Annotated in this window: 18 protein-coding genes; 8 read left to right on the top strand and 10 right to left on the bottom strand. The window is 58.3% G+C overall.

All coding sequences use genetic code 11. From position 1 onward, the window contains the following. Positions 1-30: 30 nt before the first annotated feature. Entirely contained in the window at positions 31-1284 is a 1254-nt protein-coding gene (locus H1Y61_RS01230; protein ID WP_180573479.1) for an aminopeptidase, read from the top strand. A 161-nt stretch (positions 1285-1445) separates the two neighbouring features. Here the strand turns inward: H1Y61_RS01230 and H1Y61_RS01225 are convergent, their stop codons facing one another. The 4 genes from H1Y61_RS01225 to xseA all read right to left on the bottom strand — a co-directional run bounded on the left by H1Y61_RS01225 (position 1446) and on the right by xseA (position 4678). Then, positions 1446-1826: a DUF6481 family protein gene (locus tag H1Y61_RS01225; RefSeq protein WP_180573478.1), complete on the bottom strand. Its 381-nt coding sequence runs from the start codon at positions 1824-1826 to the stop codon at positions 1446-1448. A 33-nt stretch (positions 1827-1859) separates the two neighbouring features. Continuing rightward, positions 1860-2084, bottom strand: coding sequence for a hypothetical protein (locus H1Y61_RS01220; protein WP_041697321.1), 225 nt, complete (start codon positions 2082-2084; stop codon positions 1860-1862). Positions 2085-2512: 428 nt separating this feature from the next. Continuing rightward, a complete protein-coding gene (locus H1Y61_RS01215) occupies positions 2513-2722 on the bottom strand; it encodes a cold-shock protein (RefSeq protein ID WP_025427963.1) in 210 nt (69 codons plus the stop codon). Between the two features lie 324 nt (positions 2723-3046). Beyond that, a complete protein-coding gene (gene xseA, locus H1Y61_RS01210; RefSeq protein ID WP_180573477.1) occupies positions 3047-4678 on the bottom strand; it encodes an exodeoxyribonuclease VII large subunit in 1632 nt (543 codons plus the stop codon). A gap of 153 nt (positions 4679-4831) precedes the next feature. Between xseA and H1Y61_RS01205 the strand changes: the two genes are divergently transcribed. Beyond that, positions 4832-5059 carry a hypothetical protein gene (locus H1Y61_RS01205; RefSeq protein WP_143245006.1) on the top strand — a complete coding sequence of 76 codons (228 nt, stop codon included), beginning with the start codon at positions 4832-4834 and terminating at the stop codon, positions 5057-5059. Positions 5060-5089: 30 nt separating this feature from the next. Here H1Y61_RS01205 and H1Y61_RS01200 read toward each other — a convergent pair whose 3' ends face one another. Then, positions 5090-6961, bottom strand: coding sequence for a hypothetical protein (locus tag H1Y61_RS01200; protein WP_180573476.1), 1872 nt, complete (start codon positions 6959-6961; stop codon positions 5090-5092). Between the two features lie 160 nt (positions 6962-7121). Here H1Y61_RS01200 and H1Y61_RS01195 point away from each other — a divergent pair, with 160 nt between their 5' ends. Both H1Y61_RS01195 and H1Y61_RS01190 read left to right on the top strand, forming a co-directional pair. Continuing rightward, positions 7122-8126 carry a glycosyltransferase gene (locus tag H1Y61_RS01195; RefSeq protein WP_180573475.1) on the top strand — a complete coding sequence of 335 codons (1005 nt, stop codon included), beginning with the start codon at positions 7122-7124 and terminating at the stop codon, positions 8124-8126. Beyond that, positions 8123-8497 carry a GtrA family protein gene (locus H1Y61_RS01190; protein ID WP_180573474.1) on the top strand — a complete coding sequence of 125 codons (375 nt, stop codon included), beginning with the start codon at positions 8123-8125 and terminating at the stop codon, positions 8495-8497. The genes H1Y61_RS01195 and H1Y61_RS01190 overlap by 4 nt, the downstream gene beginning before the upstream one ends. A gap of 19 nt (positions 8498-8516) precedes the next feature. On the opposite strand, the gene H1Y61_RS01185 is transcribed toward H1Y61_RS01190, so the two are convergent. Next, entirely contained in the window at positions 8517-9503 is a 987-nt protein-coding gene (locus tag H1Y61_RS01185; RefSeq protein ID WP_180573473.1) for a Gfo/Idh/MocA family protein, read from the bottom strand. Positions 9504-9647: 144 nt separating this feature from the next. Between H1Y61_RS01185 and H1Y61_RS01180 the strand changes: the two genes are divergently transcribed. Further along, complete coding sequence (locus H1Y61_RS01180; protein WP_180573472.1) at positions 9648-10601, top strand: aldo/keto reductase; 954 nt, start codon at positions 9648-9650, stop codon at positions 10599-10601. A gap of 46 nt (positions 10602-10647) precedes the next feature. Here H1Y61_RS01180 and H1Y61_RS01175 read toward each other — a convergent pair whose 3' ends face one another. Next, positions 10648-11538, bottom strand: coding sequence for a LysR family transcriptional regulator (locus H1Y61_RS01175; protein WP_180573471.1), 891 nt, complete (start codon positions 11536-11538; stop codon positions 10648-10650). Between the two features lie 203 nt (positions 11539-11741). Here H1Y61_RS01175 and H1Y61_RS01170 point away from each other — a divergent pair, with 203 nt between their 5' ends. Beyond that, the gene (locus H1Y61_RS01170) at positions 11742-12743 is read left to right on the top strand and encodes an aldo/keto reductase (protein WP_180573470.1); all 1002 of its coding nucleotides are present in this window, start codon (positions 11742-11744) and stop codon (positions 12741-12743) included. A 73-nt stretch (positions 12744-12816) separates the two neighbouring features. Here the strand turns inward: H1Y61_RS01170 and H1Y61_RS01165 are convergent, their stop codons facing one another. The 3 genes from H1Y61_RS01165 to H1Y61_RS01155 all read right to left on the bottom strand — a co-directional run bounded on the left by H1Y61_RS01165 (position 12817) and on the right by H1Y61_RS01155 (position 15322). Next, on the bottom strand, positions 12817-13359 hold the full coding sequence (locus H1Y61_RS01165) for a DUF992 domain-containing protein (RefSeq protein ID WP_235680805.1): 543 nt from the start codon (positions 13357-13359) through the stop codon (positions 12817-12819). A 254-nt stretch (positions 13360-13613) separates the two neighbouring features. Next, on the bottom strand, positions 13614-14612 hold the full coding sequence (locus H1Y61_RS01160; protein WP_180573468.1) for a hypothetical protein: 999 nt from the start codon (positions 14610-14612) through the stop codon (positions 13614-13616). Positions 14613-14680: 68 nt separating this feature from the next. Further along, positions 14681-15322, bottom strand: coding sequence for an MOSC domain-containing protein (locus H1Y61_RS01155; RefSeq protein ID WP_180573467.1), 642 nt, complete (start codon positions 15320-15322; stop codon positions 14681-14683). A 56-nt stretch (positions 15323-15378) separates the two neighbouring features. Here H1Y61_RS01155 and recR point away from each other — a divergent pair, with 56 nt between their 5' ends. Together recR and H1Y61_RS01145 are read left to right on the top strand one after the other, a co-directional pair. Then, positions 15379-15984, top strand: a complete 606-nt coding sequence (gene recR, locus H1Y61_RS01150; RefSeq protein WP_087726999.1) for a recombination mediator RecR — start codon at positions 15379-15381, stop codon at positions 15982-15984. A gap of 75 nt (positions 15985-16059) precedes the next feature. Then, positions 16060-17292 carry a lytic murein transglycosylase gene (locus H1Y61_RS01145; RefSeq protein ID WP_180574370.1) on the top strand — a complete coding sequence of 411 codons (1233 nt, stop codon included), beginning with the start codon at positions 16060-16062 and terminating at the stop codon, positions 17290-17292. Positions 17293-17309 lie beyond the last annotated feature (17 nt).

Here is a 17309-nt window from a genome sequence, read left to right as displayed (position 1 = left end):
CCTTTCGTTTCGAAAACCAGGAAAAAATCTATGACCCTGCCTGATGATGTCTCAAATTCCATCGATCCGGTAAAGCTCGACAAACTGGCCGAAGTGGCCGTCAAGGTTGGTCTGCGGCTGGTGCCGGGCCAGGATCTGGTGATCACCGCGCCGCTGAACGCGCTGCCGCTGGTGCGCAACATTACTCGCCATGCCTATATGGCCGGTGCCGGTCTTGTGACGACATTCTATTCGGATGAAGAGACGACGCTGGCCCGTTATGCCCATGGCTCGGATGCCAGTTTCGACCGGGCTTCCGGTTGGCTCTACGAGGGCATGGCCAAAGCCTATGCGGGCGGTGCGGCGCGATTGGCGATTTCCGGCGATAATCCCATGTTGCTCGCCAGCCAGGACCCGGCCAAGGTTGCGCGGGCCAACAAGGCCAATTCAATTGCTTACAAGCCTGCCTTGGAGCCGATTTCCAATTTCGACATCAACTGGAATATCTCGTCCTATCCCAACCCATCCTGGGCAGCGCAGGTGTTTCCGGATCTGCCCTTGGATGAGGCGGTGAAAAAACTGGCGGATGCGATTTTTGCTGCGTCCCGGGTCGATCAGCCCGATCCGGTCGCGGCCTGGATGGCTCATAATGGCGAGTTGGCCAAACGGTCGGCCTGGTTGAATGGCGAACGGTTCTCCAGTCTGCATTTTACCGGCCCCGGCACGGATCTGCGGGTTGGTCTGGCCGATGGCCACGAATGGCACGGGGGCTCCTCCACGGCCAAGAATGGCATTACCTGCAATCCGAATATTCCGACGGAAGAGGTGTTCACCACGCCACATGCGCTGAAAGTGGACGGCGTTGTCTCCTCTACCAAGCCGTTGTCGCATCAGGGCACGCTGATCGACAATATCCAGGTGCAGTTTGAAGCAGGCCGGATCGTCGAGGCCAAGGCTTCGCGCGGCGAGGAAGTGCTCAATAAGGTCTTGGACACTGACGAGGGGGCGCGGCGTCTGGGAGAAGTGGCGTTGGTGCCGCATTCATCGCCGATTTCGGCGTCCGGCATCCTGTTCTACAACACGCTGTTTGACGAAAACGCCTCGTGCCATATCGCGCTTGGCCAGTGCTATTCCAAATGCTTCCTGAATGGGGCGTCGCTGACGCCGGAGCAGATCAAAGCCCAGGGCGGCAATTCGTCGTTGATCCATATCGACTGGATGATCGGTTCCGACAAGGTCGATATTGACGGGGTAAAAGCGGATGGCACAACGGTGCCCGTGATGCGCAAGGGCGAATGGGCCTGAACATGCACACGGCCCGCGTTTGATAAACGCAGGCCGGTTTCATCGAAATAGAGACCCGCGCACCAAATGTGGTGCGCGAAAGTCGTCATAAATTTTTGAATTTGTTGCATAATTTTCTCTTTAAGCCGATTCCGGTCTAAAGAATTATGCAGTAAGGCCGATCAGCCCTGTCTTGCCTTACGGTTGGCATAACGTTGATCGCGTTGCGCCTTGCGGGTGGCTTCGTCTTCAAGCAGACGGGAAATTCTGGCTTTTTCAGCGGCGTCGCGGGCATCGGCTTCAGCTGTTGCTTCAGCGGCAAGTGCGGCTTCACGTGCAGCTGTCTCGGCTGCAAGCTGTTGCTGTTCCTGCAATTTTGTCTGTTCGCGCTCGGCGCGCCGTGCTTCTCTGGCCTCGGCTATCGCCTGGCGCTCTGCCTGGCGGGCGAGACGGGTTGGTTCCGACGCTTCCTGCGCGGCCTTATAGGCCTGAAGGAGAGCGGCCTTTGCGTCGGCAGCGGTGGTAAGGCGGTCGACGACTTCATTTTTCCGGCTATTTTTCAAAGAGATGTTCCAGTTGTAGATAGGGCCTGCAAATCAGGCTTTTCGGGTCGTTTTGGCAGCAGTCGCGGCGTCAGCCATCTGCTGGTCCTGCAATTCCTTGGCAAGCCGTGCTTCGCGCAGCCTGAGGGTTTTTTCTTCACGGGCAAGCACGAGCGAATCCTGTTCTTCCACGGCACGACCGCGCGCGAAGAACTGCGACTGCTCCTTGTCAAAAGCGATTTCCGCCTGCTGACGTGATTTACTATAGTTTTCTGCCATGGGGTCGCGCCTTTCTGGGTGGCAGCGCCGCGTGCCGGGCATGGCGCGCAAAAAACGCTACGACATTCTGCGCCGTGTACATCAAGTGTACGTGAGGCCGCTGTGACACTTATTACGAAGGCTCAAAGATGCAGATCACATCCTTGCCCTGAAGACATTTCACATATCTCAAAGACAACAAGGACTTGAGATGTTTGCAAAAGGCATAGGAATTGCCATCTTCACGGTCTCTTCGCATACCATCTGCTGCATATTTCATGTGCGACCCGAACCGGGCGCAAGAGGTTATGCAACAGGAAATCGTGTGAGCGCGGTCTGCGACGGCGCGGCAGGCAATAAAAAAGGCCAGGCAAACTGCCTGACCTTGGTTGGATCATGCTCTCAACAATGCCAGTACATCCGTGGTCAAAGGAAAGCCGAACCCTATATTAAGCAGCCTGGAGATTGCAGGCCGACATCTTGCCGGACTTGTTGTCGCGTTCCATGTCGTAGGCAATCTTCTGGCCTTCGACGATTTCACGCATACCAGCGCGTTCAACAGCGGAGATATGCACGAATGCATCCGGGCCGCCATTGTCAGGCTGAATGAAGCCGAAGCCCTTAGTGGAATTAAACCATTTAACTGTGCCAGTGGTCATGATGAACCCTTTCATAGCATATTGAGTGACCACAGCGCATAACGCCGTGGATGAGGATAGCGATTTTTGAAAGGAAGGTTCGTTCAGGGCGCGGTGCTAATTGCGCGGTAACCAAAGCTCAGCAAGCAAATATCGATGACCAATAGATACTACCTCAAGGCGGCCATGTCAACCAAAGCTTTGAATTTATTATGATCCGCCTTTTTTCCAAGCCATGGTCAAGGGGTCCAAAGCCTTGTATCCGCACCGTAATCTCTGTCTGTGGGGCACCGCGTTCAAACGTCCATTCTGTCGCTCGTGACTGTGCCGTTTGCACTCTTTTGGTTAGAAAAGACTACCCTGTCCGGCGGGTGGCTCCGACTTTTTCGGCGATTTGGGCAAGGGATTCGGCTTTCCCGGGGCCGGGGTTGTCGTCGCGGAAGGGGCTTGCGGTGGAGGTGACGCCTTATCACCCTCTCCGGTCACGGCTGAAACCCGGCCATCAGCAAATTCGATGGCGATGGCCCGCCCATCCTCAAGTCCCGCCGCACGCGACAGGGGCCGATCATCCTGCCCCCGGATCACGGCATAGCCGCGCATCAGGACATTTTTGTAGGACAGCGATTGCAGCATCCGGTCATGGGCCGACACCGTGGAACGGGCGCGGCGCAGGTCGTTGATAACAGCGCTGTCGGCCCGGCGCGAAAAACTGTCCAACCGGTCTCTCGAGCGTCCCGTTTGCGCTTTCAGCCGGGCCGGGACCGCCGTCAATGTTGCATCGATTCGTCCAAGATTGGCTTTCTGCCGCTCGATCAGCCGTTCGATAATCCGGTCGGCAAGGGCTGCACGCTCGCTAACCCGCTGTCGGCGTTCGACCAGGCGGCGCACCAGCATGTCCGGCGACAATTTGGCGGCGGCCCGCTCGAAGCTTTGCCGCTTGGTCATGGTGTTCAGTTCCAGGCTGCGGCCAAGACCGCTGGCGGCTTCATCGAAACGGCGGCGCGGCAGCGCCAGCAATTGATCGAGAGAGGGCAGGGCGCGGGCCAGCGCCCGCAGGTTCTGGCGACGATGATCCATCTGGCGGTTGACGGCGCCTGCCAGTCGGGCAGCAAGCCCGGCCAGTTGCGCTTCCAGATCCGCCTTGACCGGCACCGCCATTTCAGCCGCCCCTGTCGGCGTCGGTGCCCGGACATCGGCTGCATAATCGATCAGTGTCCAGTCCGTTTCATGGCCGACCGCCGAAATCAGCGGAATGGCGCTGGCGCTTGCTGCGCGCACCACCGCTTCGTCGTTGAAGCTCCACAGGTCTTCCAGGCTGCCGCCGCCGCGCGCGACGATCAGCACGTCGGGCCTTGGGATGTCACCCCCCAACTGAAAGGCATTGAAGCCGTTGATGGCGTTGGCAACTTCGTCGCCGGAGCCTTCGCCTTGCACTTTGACGGGCCAGACCAGGACATGCACGGGAAAGCGGTCGGAAATCCGGTGAAGAATGTCGCGGATGACGGCACCGGTGGGGGAGGTGACGACGCCGATGACCTTTGGCATGAAGGGCAGCAATTGCTTGGTGGCCGGATCGAACAGGCCTTCTGCCGTAAAGCGGCGTTTGCGCTCTTCGATCAACGCCATCAGGGCTCCGGCGCCGGCCGGTTCCATCTGCTCGATGACGATCTGGTATTTGGACGAGCCTGGAAAGGTGGTGATGCGGCCCGTGGCGATCACTTCCATACCCTCTTCGGGCCGGTATTTCAGCTTGGAAAACGAGCCCTTCCAGATCACCGCGTCGATCCGCGCCTTGTCGTCCTTGAGCGAAAAATAGGCATGCCCAGAGGAATGCTGGCCTCGAAAACCGGAAATTTCGCCGCGCACCCGCACCTGGTCGAAGGCGGTTTCGATGGTGCGCTTGATCGATCCGGAAAGCTCCGAGACGGAAAATTCGGTCAGATTGCTGGGCTGGTCGTCGTCAAAAAAAGAGGCCATGACAGTGTTTTATCCAAGCTTGCAAAAAAACGCATCTTTTTTTGGAAAGAAGTAAACAGGCTTTGTTCGGGCCAATTTCATGGGGCCAATCGTTAACTCTCGGATGGCAATATACCAGACATCACGATTTGTCTGTCATACGGGATCGCATCCATGACCTTTCTCATCGCCATGGCAATTGGCATCGCCACCGCAACGACCAGAAGCATCATGGCGATTGTTGCGGTTTCCCTGGTGCTTTTGACGGCGGGGCTGGTCATGCTGGCTCTTTCGCCTGCGATGACGGCGATGGATCTGCTGACGGCCCTGATTGCCTATAATGTCGGGTTGATCGATTGCCTGATGGTCTCGCTTGCCCTGTCACAGCGCAAGATCGCCTGATCTCACTATTCGTTTGTAAACTCTATCCGTTCACGGCTGCGGTTTGACCAAAAAGACCCGCAGGCCGGACTGGCTGTCGCCTGCAAGCGGTTGAAGATAATCAGGCACCCTGTTGCGGTTCAGATCCGCATAAAGCCCATCGGGCTTCAAGGCGATCAACTGGCGGGTTTGCGAATCGGACGGGCAGAAGGCGAGAATGCCGACATGGGCGCCCACCAGGAAAGCACGGGCGTCCGGCGGGGTCGAAAGACCGATATGCAATTCCGTCAACATGCCCGCCTGGTTGCGATGATAGGGCGCGGTCAATATCCGGTGTGGGGTAAAGCGCAGGATGGAAGTGCCGCTTTCCGATGGGGCGGCAACCGTCGTCGGCGCTAAACTCGTCAATTGGACAAGAGCATTTTCAGATGAGCAATCGCGGCTGGCATCCTGGGATGCAGGGCCGGAGCGAGTCTGTAGTTTTAGCCGTGCGGTTCCTTCCACGGCAAGGGTGCCTGCGATTGCCCACACGGAAGGGACCGACAGAAGAATGCTGGCGATATAGGCAAGGCTTGGGATCATGCGGGCCGGTCGCAGCATTGCGCGCCTGCGCAGATCGGCAACCAGCAGCGCGAGCGGCAGGATCGGGATCAGGTTGGAAAACATTGCGCCGCGCACCTGGATCAGCGCGACACCGAAGCTGACCGCCAGCAAGAGCGCCAGCGCCAGATGCGCCTCCACCTGGTTTTTCCGCCAGACCTGGATCAGGCAGACCAGTAGCCCGAACAGGCCGACAGCGTAAAAGCCGCCAAGAGTTCCCGGCTCCTGCTGCGCCATGGCAACGACTGAGCGCGCCTCCCCAACATTGTTTAGCCACAGCGTCACCAGCATCGGATCGAGGTTGGCGAGCGGATTGCCAAGGCATTGAGGCGCGACGATCAAGGCTGAGAAACCGACGCTGGCGCCGATCACCAGCAGCAGGAACAGTCGAATACCGGCAGGAAACCGGCTGACAAAGGCGGCAGCGGAAAACAGCAATCCGCCGCCAATGGCTGTCAGGGCGTAAAAGCCGAAGGAGAGATTGTCGCAAGTCACCGTGCGATAGGATTGCGCAGGCACGGTTGCCGCGAACAGAAGTGTGACCGACAGCGCCAGGCTGAGAGAATAGGCCATGGCGCAGGCCCGCATCGCTTTGCCATGCCGGGCCCAGAGCAGGGCGACGATAGCGCAGGCCGTGGCAATCAGCGGGGTGGTTTCCGCGCCGATGGCCAGTGCCAGCGCCGCCGCCGCACCGGCAAAAGCAAACAGTGTCGATGAGCAGGATTTGGTCTGAGCCTGTGGCCCTGCGGTGGAAAGCACGGCGGTCAGGAACGCGATCAGGGCGATCTGGACATTGTGATGATCGATTGCGCCGGGCAGGAAACGGTTGGATGTCAGAAGATAAAGGGCGCTCAGGCAAAGCGCCAGATGCATGGTCACCCGGCCGCCCAGCGTCCATCCGGCAGCACCGAGCGACAGCATGACCGGCACGGTCCAGAGGAGCGGCCAAATGGCAAGGGCAACGGCTTCGGCTGTGCGCGGTGCAAACCAGATATCCGCCAGCCGGATCAAGGTGGCAATCGGCCAATCGATCAGCCGCGACCAATGCATCAGCGTTCCGGGTGCCAGGCCCAGCCGGTATTGCATCATGTCGAACCAGCCCTGACCGGCAAGATAATCCCGGACCTCCAGCAGCCGCATGGCATCGTCATTGTCAGCGCCGACATAATCCTTGGCAAAAGGCAGCGTCGTTGCGCAAATGGTGACGATGACCAGCAGGCAATAGCCCAGCATGACCGGCAGGAGGTGCTGCGCGCGCGTATGCGTAATCGTAAGGGACTGCACGGCTATGGAAGGTACAGGAGGGGAAGACTTGGACGTCATCGGTATTTCCGGTTGTTCGGGGCCTCCCGTTTTGGAGGGATGCGACCAAGATTCTTCGATTGTTCGGCTTATCCGAAACCTAGCCTTAACCTTCTCAAGAAATAGTAAAATCTCCAGGAGCCGCGTTTCGGCTGCCCGAACATGTGTATCGAGTAAGTTCATGGGCCAGACACCAGTACCGGACGTGGCGGTCCTTATTCCCTGCTATAATGAGGCTGGCACCATTGCCTCGGTGGTGCGCGGTTTCCGTACCGCCCTGCCGCAGGCGCGGGTCTATGTCTATGACAATAATTCCACCGATGGTACGGCGCTGGCCGCCATGCTGGCCGGTGCCGAGGTGTTGCAAGAACGCAGGCAGGGCAAGGGTCATGTGGTGCGCCGGATGTTTGCCGATGTTGACGCCGATGTCTATCTGATGGCTGATGGCGATGGCACCTATGCGCCGCAGGATGCGAATGCGTTGATCCATCTGCTGATAGAAGAGCGCGCCGACATGGTGGTCGCCACGCGCCGCAATGTCCACAATGATGCCGGGCGTCAGGGGCATGCGCTTGGCAATCGCCTGTTCAACGGGCTCTACCGCTTTCTGTTTGGCCCGGGCTTTACCGATATCTTCTCCGGCTACCGTGCCTTTTCGCGCCGCTATGTCAAAACCTTTCCGGCGGTGTCGGCAGGCTTTGAAATCGAGACGGAAATGTCTGTTCATGCCTCACGGCTGAAATTGCCGGTGGTGGAACTGGAACTGGACTACGGACGCAGGCCCGAAGGCTCTCATTCCAAGCTATCAACCTTGCGCGACGGCGCAAAAATCCTCTGGATGTTCGCGATGTTGTCCAAGGAGACGCGGCCATTCGCGACGTTCTCGGCGCTGGCCGGGCTGGTCCTGGCGATAAGCCTCGGTTTCATGGTGCCGGTTCTGGGCGAGTATTTCACCACCGGCCTCGTTTCGCGGCTGCCGACCTGGGTCCTGTCGGTGGCGCTGCTGTTGATGAGCCAGCTATTGTTTATTGCAGGGCTGATCCTGGATTCGCTGTCACGGGCGCGGGCCGAGCATTTGCGGCTTTCCTACATCGCCTTGCCCGCCTTTGTCGCTCATCAAAACCCGGCCTTATCAGCGGTTGATTCCGCCATCGATCCGGCTCGGTCGGCTGCGGACGCTGCATGACGAAGCTGGTCCGTTTTGCTCTGGTTGGCAGTGCGGGTTTTGCCGTGGATGCCGGGCTTTTATGGCTGCTTCTGTCTTACAGCGCTCTCGGCCCCTTGGCGGCCCGCGCCCTTGCCATTCTGGCGGCCCTGCTCGTCACCTGGTGGCTCAACCGGGCCTTCACCTTCGGAGCGTCCCGGCGAAGCCTCGCCGTCGAGGGCTTTCGCTATGGCTCGGTCGGGCTCGTCTCGTCGCTGGTCAATTACGGTCTTTATGCCGGGTTGTTGATCGCCATCCCGGCACTCAATCCTTTCGCGGCGCTGGTTTTCGCATCGCTTGCCGCGATGGCTTTCAGCTTTTTCGGCTATTCTCGGTTTGTGTTTCGCCGTTGAAGCACTGAAATCGGTTGGATCAAACCGGCTCCCAACCATCCTTTTCGCTCGCCCGGTAAATCGCATCGATGAAGCGCTGGTTGGCGCGGGAGTTTTCCAGCGTCACAACATCGCTCTCCTCACCCCGCGCCGCCTTGGCAAACGCCTCAGCCTCCAGACGATATTGGCGGCTATCGGGAAAGCGGAAGATTTGCGATTCGCTGTGGTTGCGGTTGGTCAGTTCCAGCTCTTCCGCCCCCCAGCGGTCGGCATTGAACGGTGATTTCACCTCGATAAACCCTTCATCCCCATGAAACACCATTGTCTGGCGGGCGGCCATCTGCGTGGCGATGTAAAAGCTTATCTCGAAGCTGCCGAAATCGGCCTTGACGCTGGAATAGATGTCGGTGCCGAATTCAGGGTCGCGTTGCGTCACCGCCTGCACTCGTACTGGCTCAAGGCCCGTCACGAAGCGGGTGGTGATGGTCGGATAGACACCGATATCCGGCAGCGCGCCGCCGCCGAGTTCCGGGATATTGCGCATATTGCCGGGGTCGCGGTTAAAGTAAGTGAACGATCCCTGCACATGCCGCAGTTTGCCGATGGCGCCATTAGCCAGAAGGGCGCGGACCTTGTGCCAGACAGGCGCATAGGTGACCATGAAGGCTTCCGAAATCAGCACCTTGTTGCGGTCGCGCGCGGCAATCAGGCTGTCGATGTCCGCCGCTTTCAGGGCAATCGGCTTTTCGCACAGCACATGCTTGCCCGCATCGGCAGCTTTTATCGTCCATTCCACATGCTGGGCGGTCGGCAGGGGAATATAGACGGCGTCGATCAGGTCGGAAGCCAGCATGTCTTCATAGGAGCCGAAGGCATGCGGCACGGAAAATCGGTCAGCCATGGCGCGGGCCTTGGCAAGGTCACGGCTGGCAATGGCGCTGACCACAGCCCCTTCCGCATCCTGAATGGCGGGAACGACCAGTTCACGGCCGATTTTCGCCGTCGATAAAATTCCAAACCGCAGCATGTCCTATCTCCTCCGCAAATCGTATTTCTGTAGACGACACATAACGCCTATGCCCGGATTGTGAACAGGGCTTGGTTGTTATCGGTGCAGTCCGCGTTATTTTCCTGTCGAATTTCCCTTCTCGATTTGTCATGGAGACCTATCATGCAGAAACGAAATCTCGGCCGCTCCGGCCTCACAATCGCCCCCGTCGTATTCGGCGGCAATGTGTTCGGCTGGACGGCGGATGAGCAAATCTCGTTTAGGCTGCTCGATGCGTTTTTCGATGCTGGTTATAATGCCATCGATACGGCTGATGTGTATTCGCGTTGGATAGACGGCCATTCCGGCGGTGAATCCGAAACCGTGATTGGCAAATGGCTGAAACAGGGACATGTCGCCCGCGACAAGGTGGTGATTGTCACCAAGGTCGGCATGGATATGGGCCAGGGCAAGCCGGCGCTTTCGGCCAAATGGATTGTCGAGGCGGTTGAAAACTCCCTGAAGCGGCTTCAGACCGACTATATTGATCTCTATCTATCGCATACCTTTGATGCCGATACGCCGCATGAGGAAACGCTGGGTGCCTATGCCAAGCTGAAGGATGAGGGCAAGATCCGCGCCTTCGGTTGCTCGAATTTCGATGCCGCCCAATTGCAGGCATCCTTCGATGCAGCGGCCAAGGCTGGCCTGCCGCGCTATGATGTGATCCAGCCGGAGTATAATCTCTATACCCGCGAGAAATTCGAGGGGTCGCTGGCAGAGCTTTGCATGCGTGAAGAGATCGGAGTGATCAGCTATTACGCGCTGGCAGCAGGCTTTCTCACCGGAAAATATCGCCAAGTGGAAGATGCCGAGGGCAAGGCGCGCTCCTACCGCGTCACCAACTATCTGAACGACAAGGGCCACCGCATCCTCGTCGCCCTGGACGCGGTCGCAGCCGAGACCGGCACGACCCCTGCCACGGTTGCCATTGCCTGGGTCGCAGCCCGCCCCGGCATTACCGCGCCCATCGCCTCGGCCACCAGCCTGTCGCAGCTTGAAGCGATGGTCAGGGCTGGAACGCTTGAATTATCTGCGGCGCAGATGCAAAGCCTGAATGAGGCCGGAGCAGACTAACGAGGCATGGCGAGCCGATAGGGCTTTGCGCGGGCAATAATTCGGCTCAATTCCGGTGCCGGAAGAAATCGACGAAGGCGCGCAGGGCCGGTCGCATCTGGCGGCGGGTGGGATAATAGATATAAAAGCCGTCAAACGGCGGGCACCAGTCTTCCAACACCCGGATCAGCCTGCCCTCGCGGATGTCTTTGTCTACCCGCTGGTCAAAGACAAAGGCCAGCCCGACACCCTTTAGCGCCGCCAGCCGGATCAGTCGCTGGTCGGCCAGTGTCAGAACATCAGGCACATCCACGGCAATCTGCTTGCCGTGTTTTTCCAATTCCCAGCGATAGATCCGCCCGCTGGAAAAGCGGCGGCGAATGCAGCGATGCTCCATCAGGTCATGTGGGTGGACGGGCAGGGGATGCCTTTCGAAATAGCGGGGTGCGCCGATAATCGTGCCGCTGATCGGTCCGCTCGCCTTGACCGCCACCATATCTGCTTCCAGATGTTCGCCAAGCCGAAGTCCTGCGTCGAAACCCTTTTCGACAATATCCTCGAACGGATCATTGGTGATCAGTTCGAGTTGGATATCCGGATAGAGGCCGAGGAAGTCTCCAAGTCGCGGTACAATCAGGTCTTCAGCAGCCAGCGCCGGCATGGTGATCCGCAGCGGTCCGGCAGGATTGGATTTGTTTTCCGCCAGGGTTTCCAGCGCCGTACCGATATCGGCCAGCGCTGGTGCCAGCTTTTGCAGCAATTGCCGCCCCTCTTCGGTCGGAGCGACGCTGCGGGTGGTGCGCGCCAGCAGCCGCACGCCAAGGCTGGCCTCCAGCGCCGACACTGCATGGCTGACAGCAGAAGGCGCAATGCCCAGCTCTTCCGCCGCCTTCCTGAAGCTCGATGTTTCGGCCACCGTTGCCAGCACGGCCAGTTGGGATAATTGAATTCTGTTCATTGTTCTATTTGTTAGAACGGTAATTGCGCATTTGCATCCATTATCTTTCGCGGCAAAGGCGGTATTTTGTTTCTAGAGCGTCGCTGCAATTCATAGAATAGCAGCGACGCTCTAGCTCTTTGTTTTGCGCATTTCCGGACGGAAAACCGGTTTCCACTTTTCCTGGAAATGCTTTATCGATCCTGATTGAGAAGGTGAAGACCATGAAAACCCGAAAACTCGGCTCCGACCTGTCCGTCTCGGCTATTGGCCTTGGCTGCATGGGTATGAGCCATGCCTATAGTCCGTCGGCTGATGAAAGCGCTTCGCTTGCCACGCTGGCGCGGGCCGTCGAGCTTGGCGTGACATTCTTCGACACGGCTGAAGTCTACGGGCCGTTCACAAATGAAATTCTGGTCGGCAAGGGGTTGAAGCCCTATCGCGACCAGGTGGTGATCGCCACCAAGTTCGGCTTCAAGATCGACCCGACGCAATCCTCACAGAATGCCATGGTCGGGCTCGATAGCCGGCCTGCACATCTGAAAGCGGTGGCCGAGGCCTCGTTGCAACGGCTCGGCATTGATGTTATCGACCTTTTCTACCAGCACCGTGTCGATCCCGATGTGCCGATTGAAGAAACAGTCGGGGCGATGGCCGATCTGGTGAAACAGGGCAAAGTGCGCGCCCTTGGCCTGTCGGAGGCCAGCGCCGAGACCTTGCGTCGCGCCCATGCCGTCCATCCCATCGCCGCCATTCAGAGCGAATATTCCCTCTGGACCCGTGACCCCGAGGAAAACGGCGTGCTCGACACCTGCCGTGAACTGGGTATCGGCTTCGTACCCTTCAGTCCGCTCGGTCGCGGCACATTGACTGGTGCGTTGAAGAACCTCGATGGCCTCTCCGACACCGATTTCCGCCGGGGTCTGCCCCGCTTCCAGCAGGAAAATTTCGACGCCAATCTGGCGCTGGTCAAGACGCTGGAAGACATGGCAAAAGCGAAGGGTGCGACAGCCGCCAAGCTGGCCCTGGCCTGGGTGCTAGCCCAGGGTGATTTCATCGTGCCGATCCCGGGGACGACGAAAATAGCCAATCTGGAAAAGAATATCGGTTCCGTTGATATCGTCCTGAGTGAGGAAGAGGTGAGGGCCTTGGGAGATCTCTTGTCGCCGCAGAAGGTGGCAGGCGGGCGCTATCCCGAAAAAATGGCGGCGATGGCCAATAAGTAACCAAATCACATCGCCATAAAAAATCTCCCCGGCATAGGTTTTGCCGGGGAGATGAAGTCCGTTGACGGGCGGATCAGCCCTTGTAGTGCTTGCCGTGGCGCAGCGGCGGGCCATTATCCAGCGACTTTGGCGTGGATGGCGGCATATAGGCGAGCTTCAGCGAGGCGAGTGTCGCTCCGAGATTGACGCCGAGCGTGCTTTCCAGCGCGATAGGCTGCAAGGCGACCGAGCCTTGGAAACCGCCCATCAGCAGGTTGACCGCACCGCCAAAACCAACAGCGGCATTGGCGCTGGTACCGCCATAGCTACCTTGCAAGGCGCCTTCCACCAGGCGACCTGGTGCATACACCGCCCAGGCCATTTTTCCGCCCTGCACATAGCCCAGATCGATGCCGAGCTTGCTAAGCGTGCCTTGGTAATATTCGACCGGTGCCGATGTTGTCGGCTTGAATTCGCAAGTCAGGTCGCGGCTGGAGCCGACGACCGCACTGATGCCGGGGCTCATTTCGCAGGTGAGCATGCCAACCTGCACCGCGGCTTTGGCGCCCGTGGCGCCCAGCGGAACCGCGAGGGCGGCGGTGACAAACAGAGCTGAGAGCTTTGTGAGCGATGACATGGGAAACTCCTTCATGGATAAGTCTATAGATCCACCTTATGCCGCCAAAGACGGCAATATCGTGCCGACGTCTCAAGTCCATAAACTGAATTTTGTTCCATGCCGTGCCATATACCGCAGAGGATCGACAATGCTTTGCGCTCTGTCAATTGTTCTCGTGACCTATATGCAGCAGATATAAAGTGCTACAGTGAAGCATGGCAGCCGACCTTGGCTGCCATGCTCATTTTATCGAAAAGCCATAGGCGGCGTTATCAAGCGCTGGCTGCCGACCCACCGGTTACGGAGGCAACATAGCTCTGGATGCCGCCGGATGAAGGCTGGTAGATGCCGATCAGATTGTTTTCCAAAATGGAATTACCGGTGCAGATGCCGTCGGCGGCGGGGTTTGCGATTGCAATCCAGGTCGCCTCACCATAGGAGCCATCGGCCTTGCGGCTGATAATAGCCACGGCTGCGCCCTTGTCGGTTTCCGCTGCAAGACTGTAGCCCTCACCAAGTTCGGTTATGCCCTCGAAATGGGTGATCAGCCCCGGATCGTTATTGCCGCTGAAGGTGGTGACATGGCTAATGGTCCCGGTGGCCGCATCGTAGCTGAAGACCAGTCCCTTGTTCAGTCCGCCATCGGCCTTGCTGCCGCCGACAATCGTGTAGGAACCGTCATCCCTGTTCTGCCAGACACCGTAGGCGGTGGTCAGCGGTCCAAGGTCCAACAAAGTATAGGTCTTCGTCTTGATATGATAAATGAACGCATTCGCCGATCCCGGCTGCTTTTCGAGATCGTAGTTGCCAACGACCAGATCGCCCATCGTGCTATGAGCAATGACATTGGCCACAGTCCCGCCCGCCAGATCGGCCGGCAGGTCGAGTGCCGTCCATACGCCTGAACCGTCAATCGGGCCCTGATAGATCATCCCGTGATCGCCCTTGCCGCCCTCGCTATATTTATAGCTCCCGACAACCCGGACATTACCCTTGCCGATCCCTGGGTCGAACAGCGGGGTCGTCGGCCCGTAAAACACTGCAGACGTAACGGTCTGTCCGGAAAATGCTGGTTGAAAATAATGATAACCGGAACTGTCGGTCGGATAAAGCGGCCCGCTATAGAGGAGAGCCTGCGGTTGCTTGCTTGTTGCCTGCTGGTAACTGCCGGTGATGATAACCGGACGGCTATCACCGCCATCCTGGCGAATGCCTGTCACGCTATAATCCGCAGCAAAAATATCATGATAAATGACGGCTAGTTCGCTCATGCCACTCTGTCCTCCCAACCAATGTTTACTGACAGGAGTGTGTTAACGGTATAATCTTAACGAGTGTTTTAATTTATTACAATTTTAAGATGATTTTGGTGTATGGGAAGCTGTTCCTTCACGCGCTTTGCAATGGGCGCTGCGAGATATCGCAAAACCGTATCTGCCGGCAGGTTTTTCCACGACACCCCGATCATCTCGCTGAGCGATAACCGGTCACCCTTGACGGCTTGATAGCTGACCGCAAGTTCGGTTTCGATCATCCCGACTTGCAGCACCCGGCAATAAGCGCCCGGTCGTGCTGCTTTGGCATAGCGCTTTACGAAACTGGAATCCTCCATACGGGCCGAGAATGTGGCGCAGGGAATACGCGGCGCGGTCACTTCCAGCAATATGTCACCGATGGAAAGCCGGTCGCCGACGGCAAGCTCGCGGTTGTCGAGACCGTCGATGACCAGATTTTCGCCAAACAGGCCGGGTGCGATCTGCCGGTTCAGTTGTGTCTCCCACCATTGCAAGGTCAGCGCACCTTCCAGGTAAATCGCCTGGTCCGGCCCGCCATGATGCTTACGATTCAGCACCGCATCGCCGACGAGACCGTATTCATCGACCATCACCGGACCTGTCCGCGCCGATTTGAAAATCCCTGTCCTGTAACTTTTACCGGGCAAGGTTTGTGGTTGACCAAGGCAGACCGCGAGGATTTTCATGAGGCTGTTCTCCTTCGGCGATTCCGTTTCCGATAGATATGGGCTAAGAACGCGCCATGGCAAAGCGAGTCACTGGTCCCGAAATCGAAAAACTGATCCAGCTCCTGGCGAAAGTGCCGGGGCTCGGCCCCCGTTCGGCCCGAAGAGCAGCGCTGCATCTGATCAAGAAGCGCGAGCAATTGATGGGGCCGCTGGCGCTGGCCATGGGCGAGGCCCACGCGAAGGTGAAGATCTGCTCCTGTTGCGGCAATGTCGATACGATTGATCCCTGCACTGTCTGTACCGACGAGCGGCGCGACCAATCGGTGATTATCGTCGTGGAAGATGTTTCCGATCTCTGGGCGCTGGAACGGTCGGGCGCGATGAATGTCGCCTATCATGTGCTGGGCGGTACGCTGTCGCCGCTCGATGGCGTCGGGCCTGACGATCTCAACATCAAGGGTCTGATTGACCGGGTGGCAAAGGGCGGCGTGCGGGAAATCATCATCGCGGTCAATGCCACGGTGGAAGGCCAGACCACGGCCCATTACATTACCGATCACCTGGCCGGGCTAGGGGTGAAAACCACCCGGCTTGCTCATGGCGTGCCTGTCGGCGGAGAACTGGACTATCTGGACGAGGGTACGCTCTCGGCGGCACTTCGCGCCCGCACGCTGATATAGATCGATGCTGATAATAGACATCTGACCGATAATTTCTGACCGGGAGACGACATGCCCCATTTTCGCCGCCCCCTGATGGCTGCGCTTGCAGCAGCCTTCTGCTTTCTGGCGATCAAATCTGCGATGGCAGCACCATCGAAAGCGCAGGTGGAAAGCCAGTTCCAGTCCTGGATCAGCCGGGACCTCTGGCCGCAAGCCAAACAGGCCGGTATTTCGCAGGCAACCTTTACCTCGGTGATGAAGACGGTGAAGCTCGACTGGTCGCTTCCCGATCTGGCGCCCCCCGGCTTCCCTCCACCGAAGCAGCGTCCGCAGAGCCAGGCGGAATTTTCCTCTCCCGGCCCGTATTTCCGTGAGGCCCGCATGCAGGCGCTGGCCGCGAGCGGCAGAGCGCTGGCTGATCAATACGCCTCGACATTGAAGAAAATCGAGGCCAAATACGGCGTTCCCGGTCCGATTCTTCTGGCGCTTTGGGGTCGGGAAACCGGCTATGGCCGGGCGAAACTTCCCTATGAAGCGGTTGATGTTCTGGCCACCAGCGCCTTCATGTCCACACGGCAAGAGCTTTTCACCCGCGAGCTGATCGATGCGCTGCATATTATCGACGGCAAGGATATTGCTGCCAACGCCATGCTGAGTTCAAGCGCGGGAGCGCTGGGCCAGCCGCAATTCATGCCCTCGAGCTTCCTGCAATATGCGGTGGATTTTGACGGTGACGGTCATCGCAATATCTGGACCTCGGTGCCGGACAGCCTGGCTTCCATGGCCAATTTCCTGGTGCAGAAAGGCTGGCAGCGTGGTCGTGACTGGGGGTTCGAAGTGACGATACCGTCCGGCGTCTCCTGCGCCCAGGAAGGGCCGGATCTGGCAAAGCCGATGTCGGCCTGGGCGGCAACCGGCATCAGCCGCATTGGCGGCAAAGCCTTCCCGAAACAGGATCTGTCTGCCCCAACCATGATGCTGGTTCCCGCCGGAACCCATGGGCCGGAATTTCTGGTGACGCCGAATTTCTACGTGCTGAAGGAATATAACAATTCCGACCTGTACGCCCTGTTTATTGGCAATCTTGCCGACCGGATCGCCTATGGTTCAGGCAGCTTTTCGGCACCATGGGGCGATGTCGGCCACATGCTGCGCTCCGACGTGCAGTCCATGCAGCAGACGCTGGTGAAAAAGGGCTATGATGTCGGCAAGGCCGATGGTCTCGCAGGCTTCAAGACCCGACGGTCGCTGGGCGACTGGCAGGCGAAAAACGGGCTGAAACCGACCTGCTTTCCCGATGAGGGCCTGAAGGCGAAATTGAAGTAAGAAAATGCCGCCGAGAC

The organism is Agrobacterium vitis (genome assembly GCF_013426735.1).
GTDB lineage: Bacteria > Pseudomonadota > Alphaproteobacteria > Rhizobiales > Rhizobiaceae > Allorhizobium > Allorhizobium vitis_D.
The sequence above is the reverse complement of the archived record's forward strand: the minus strand, read 5'-3'. Positions and strand labels throughout refer to the sequence as shown.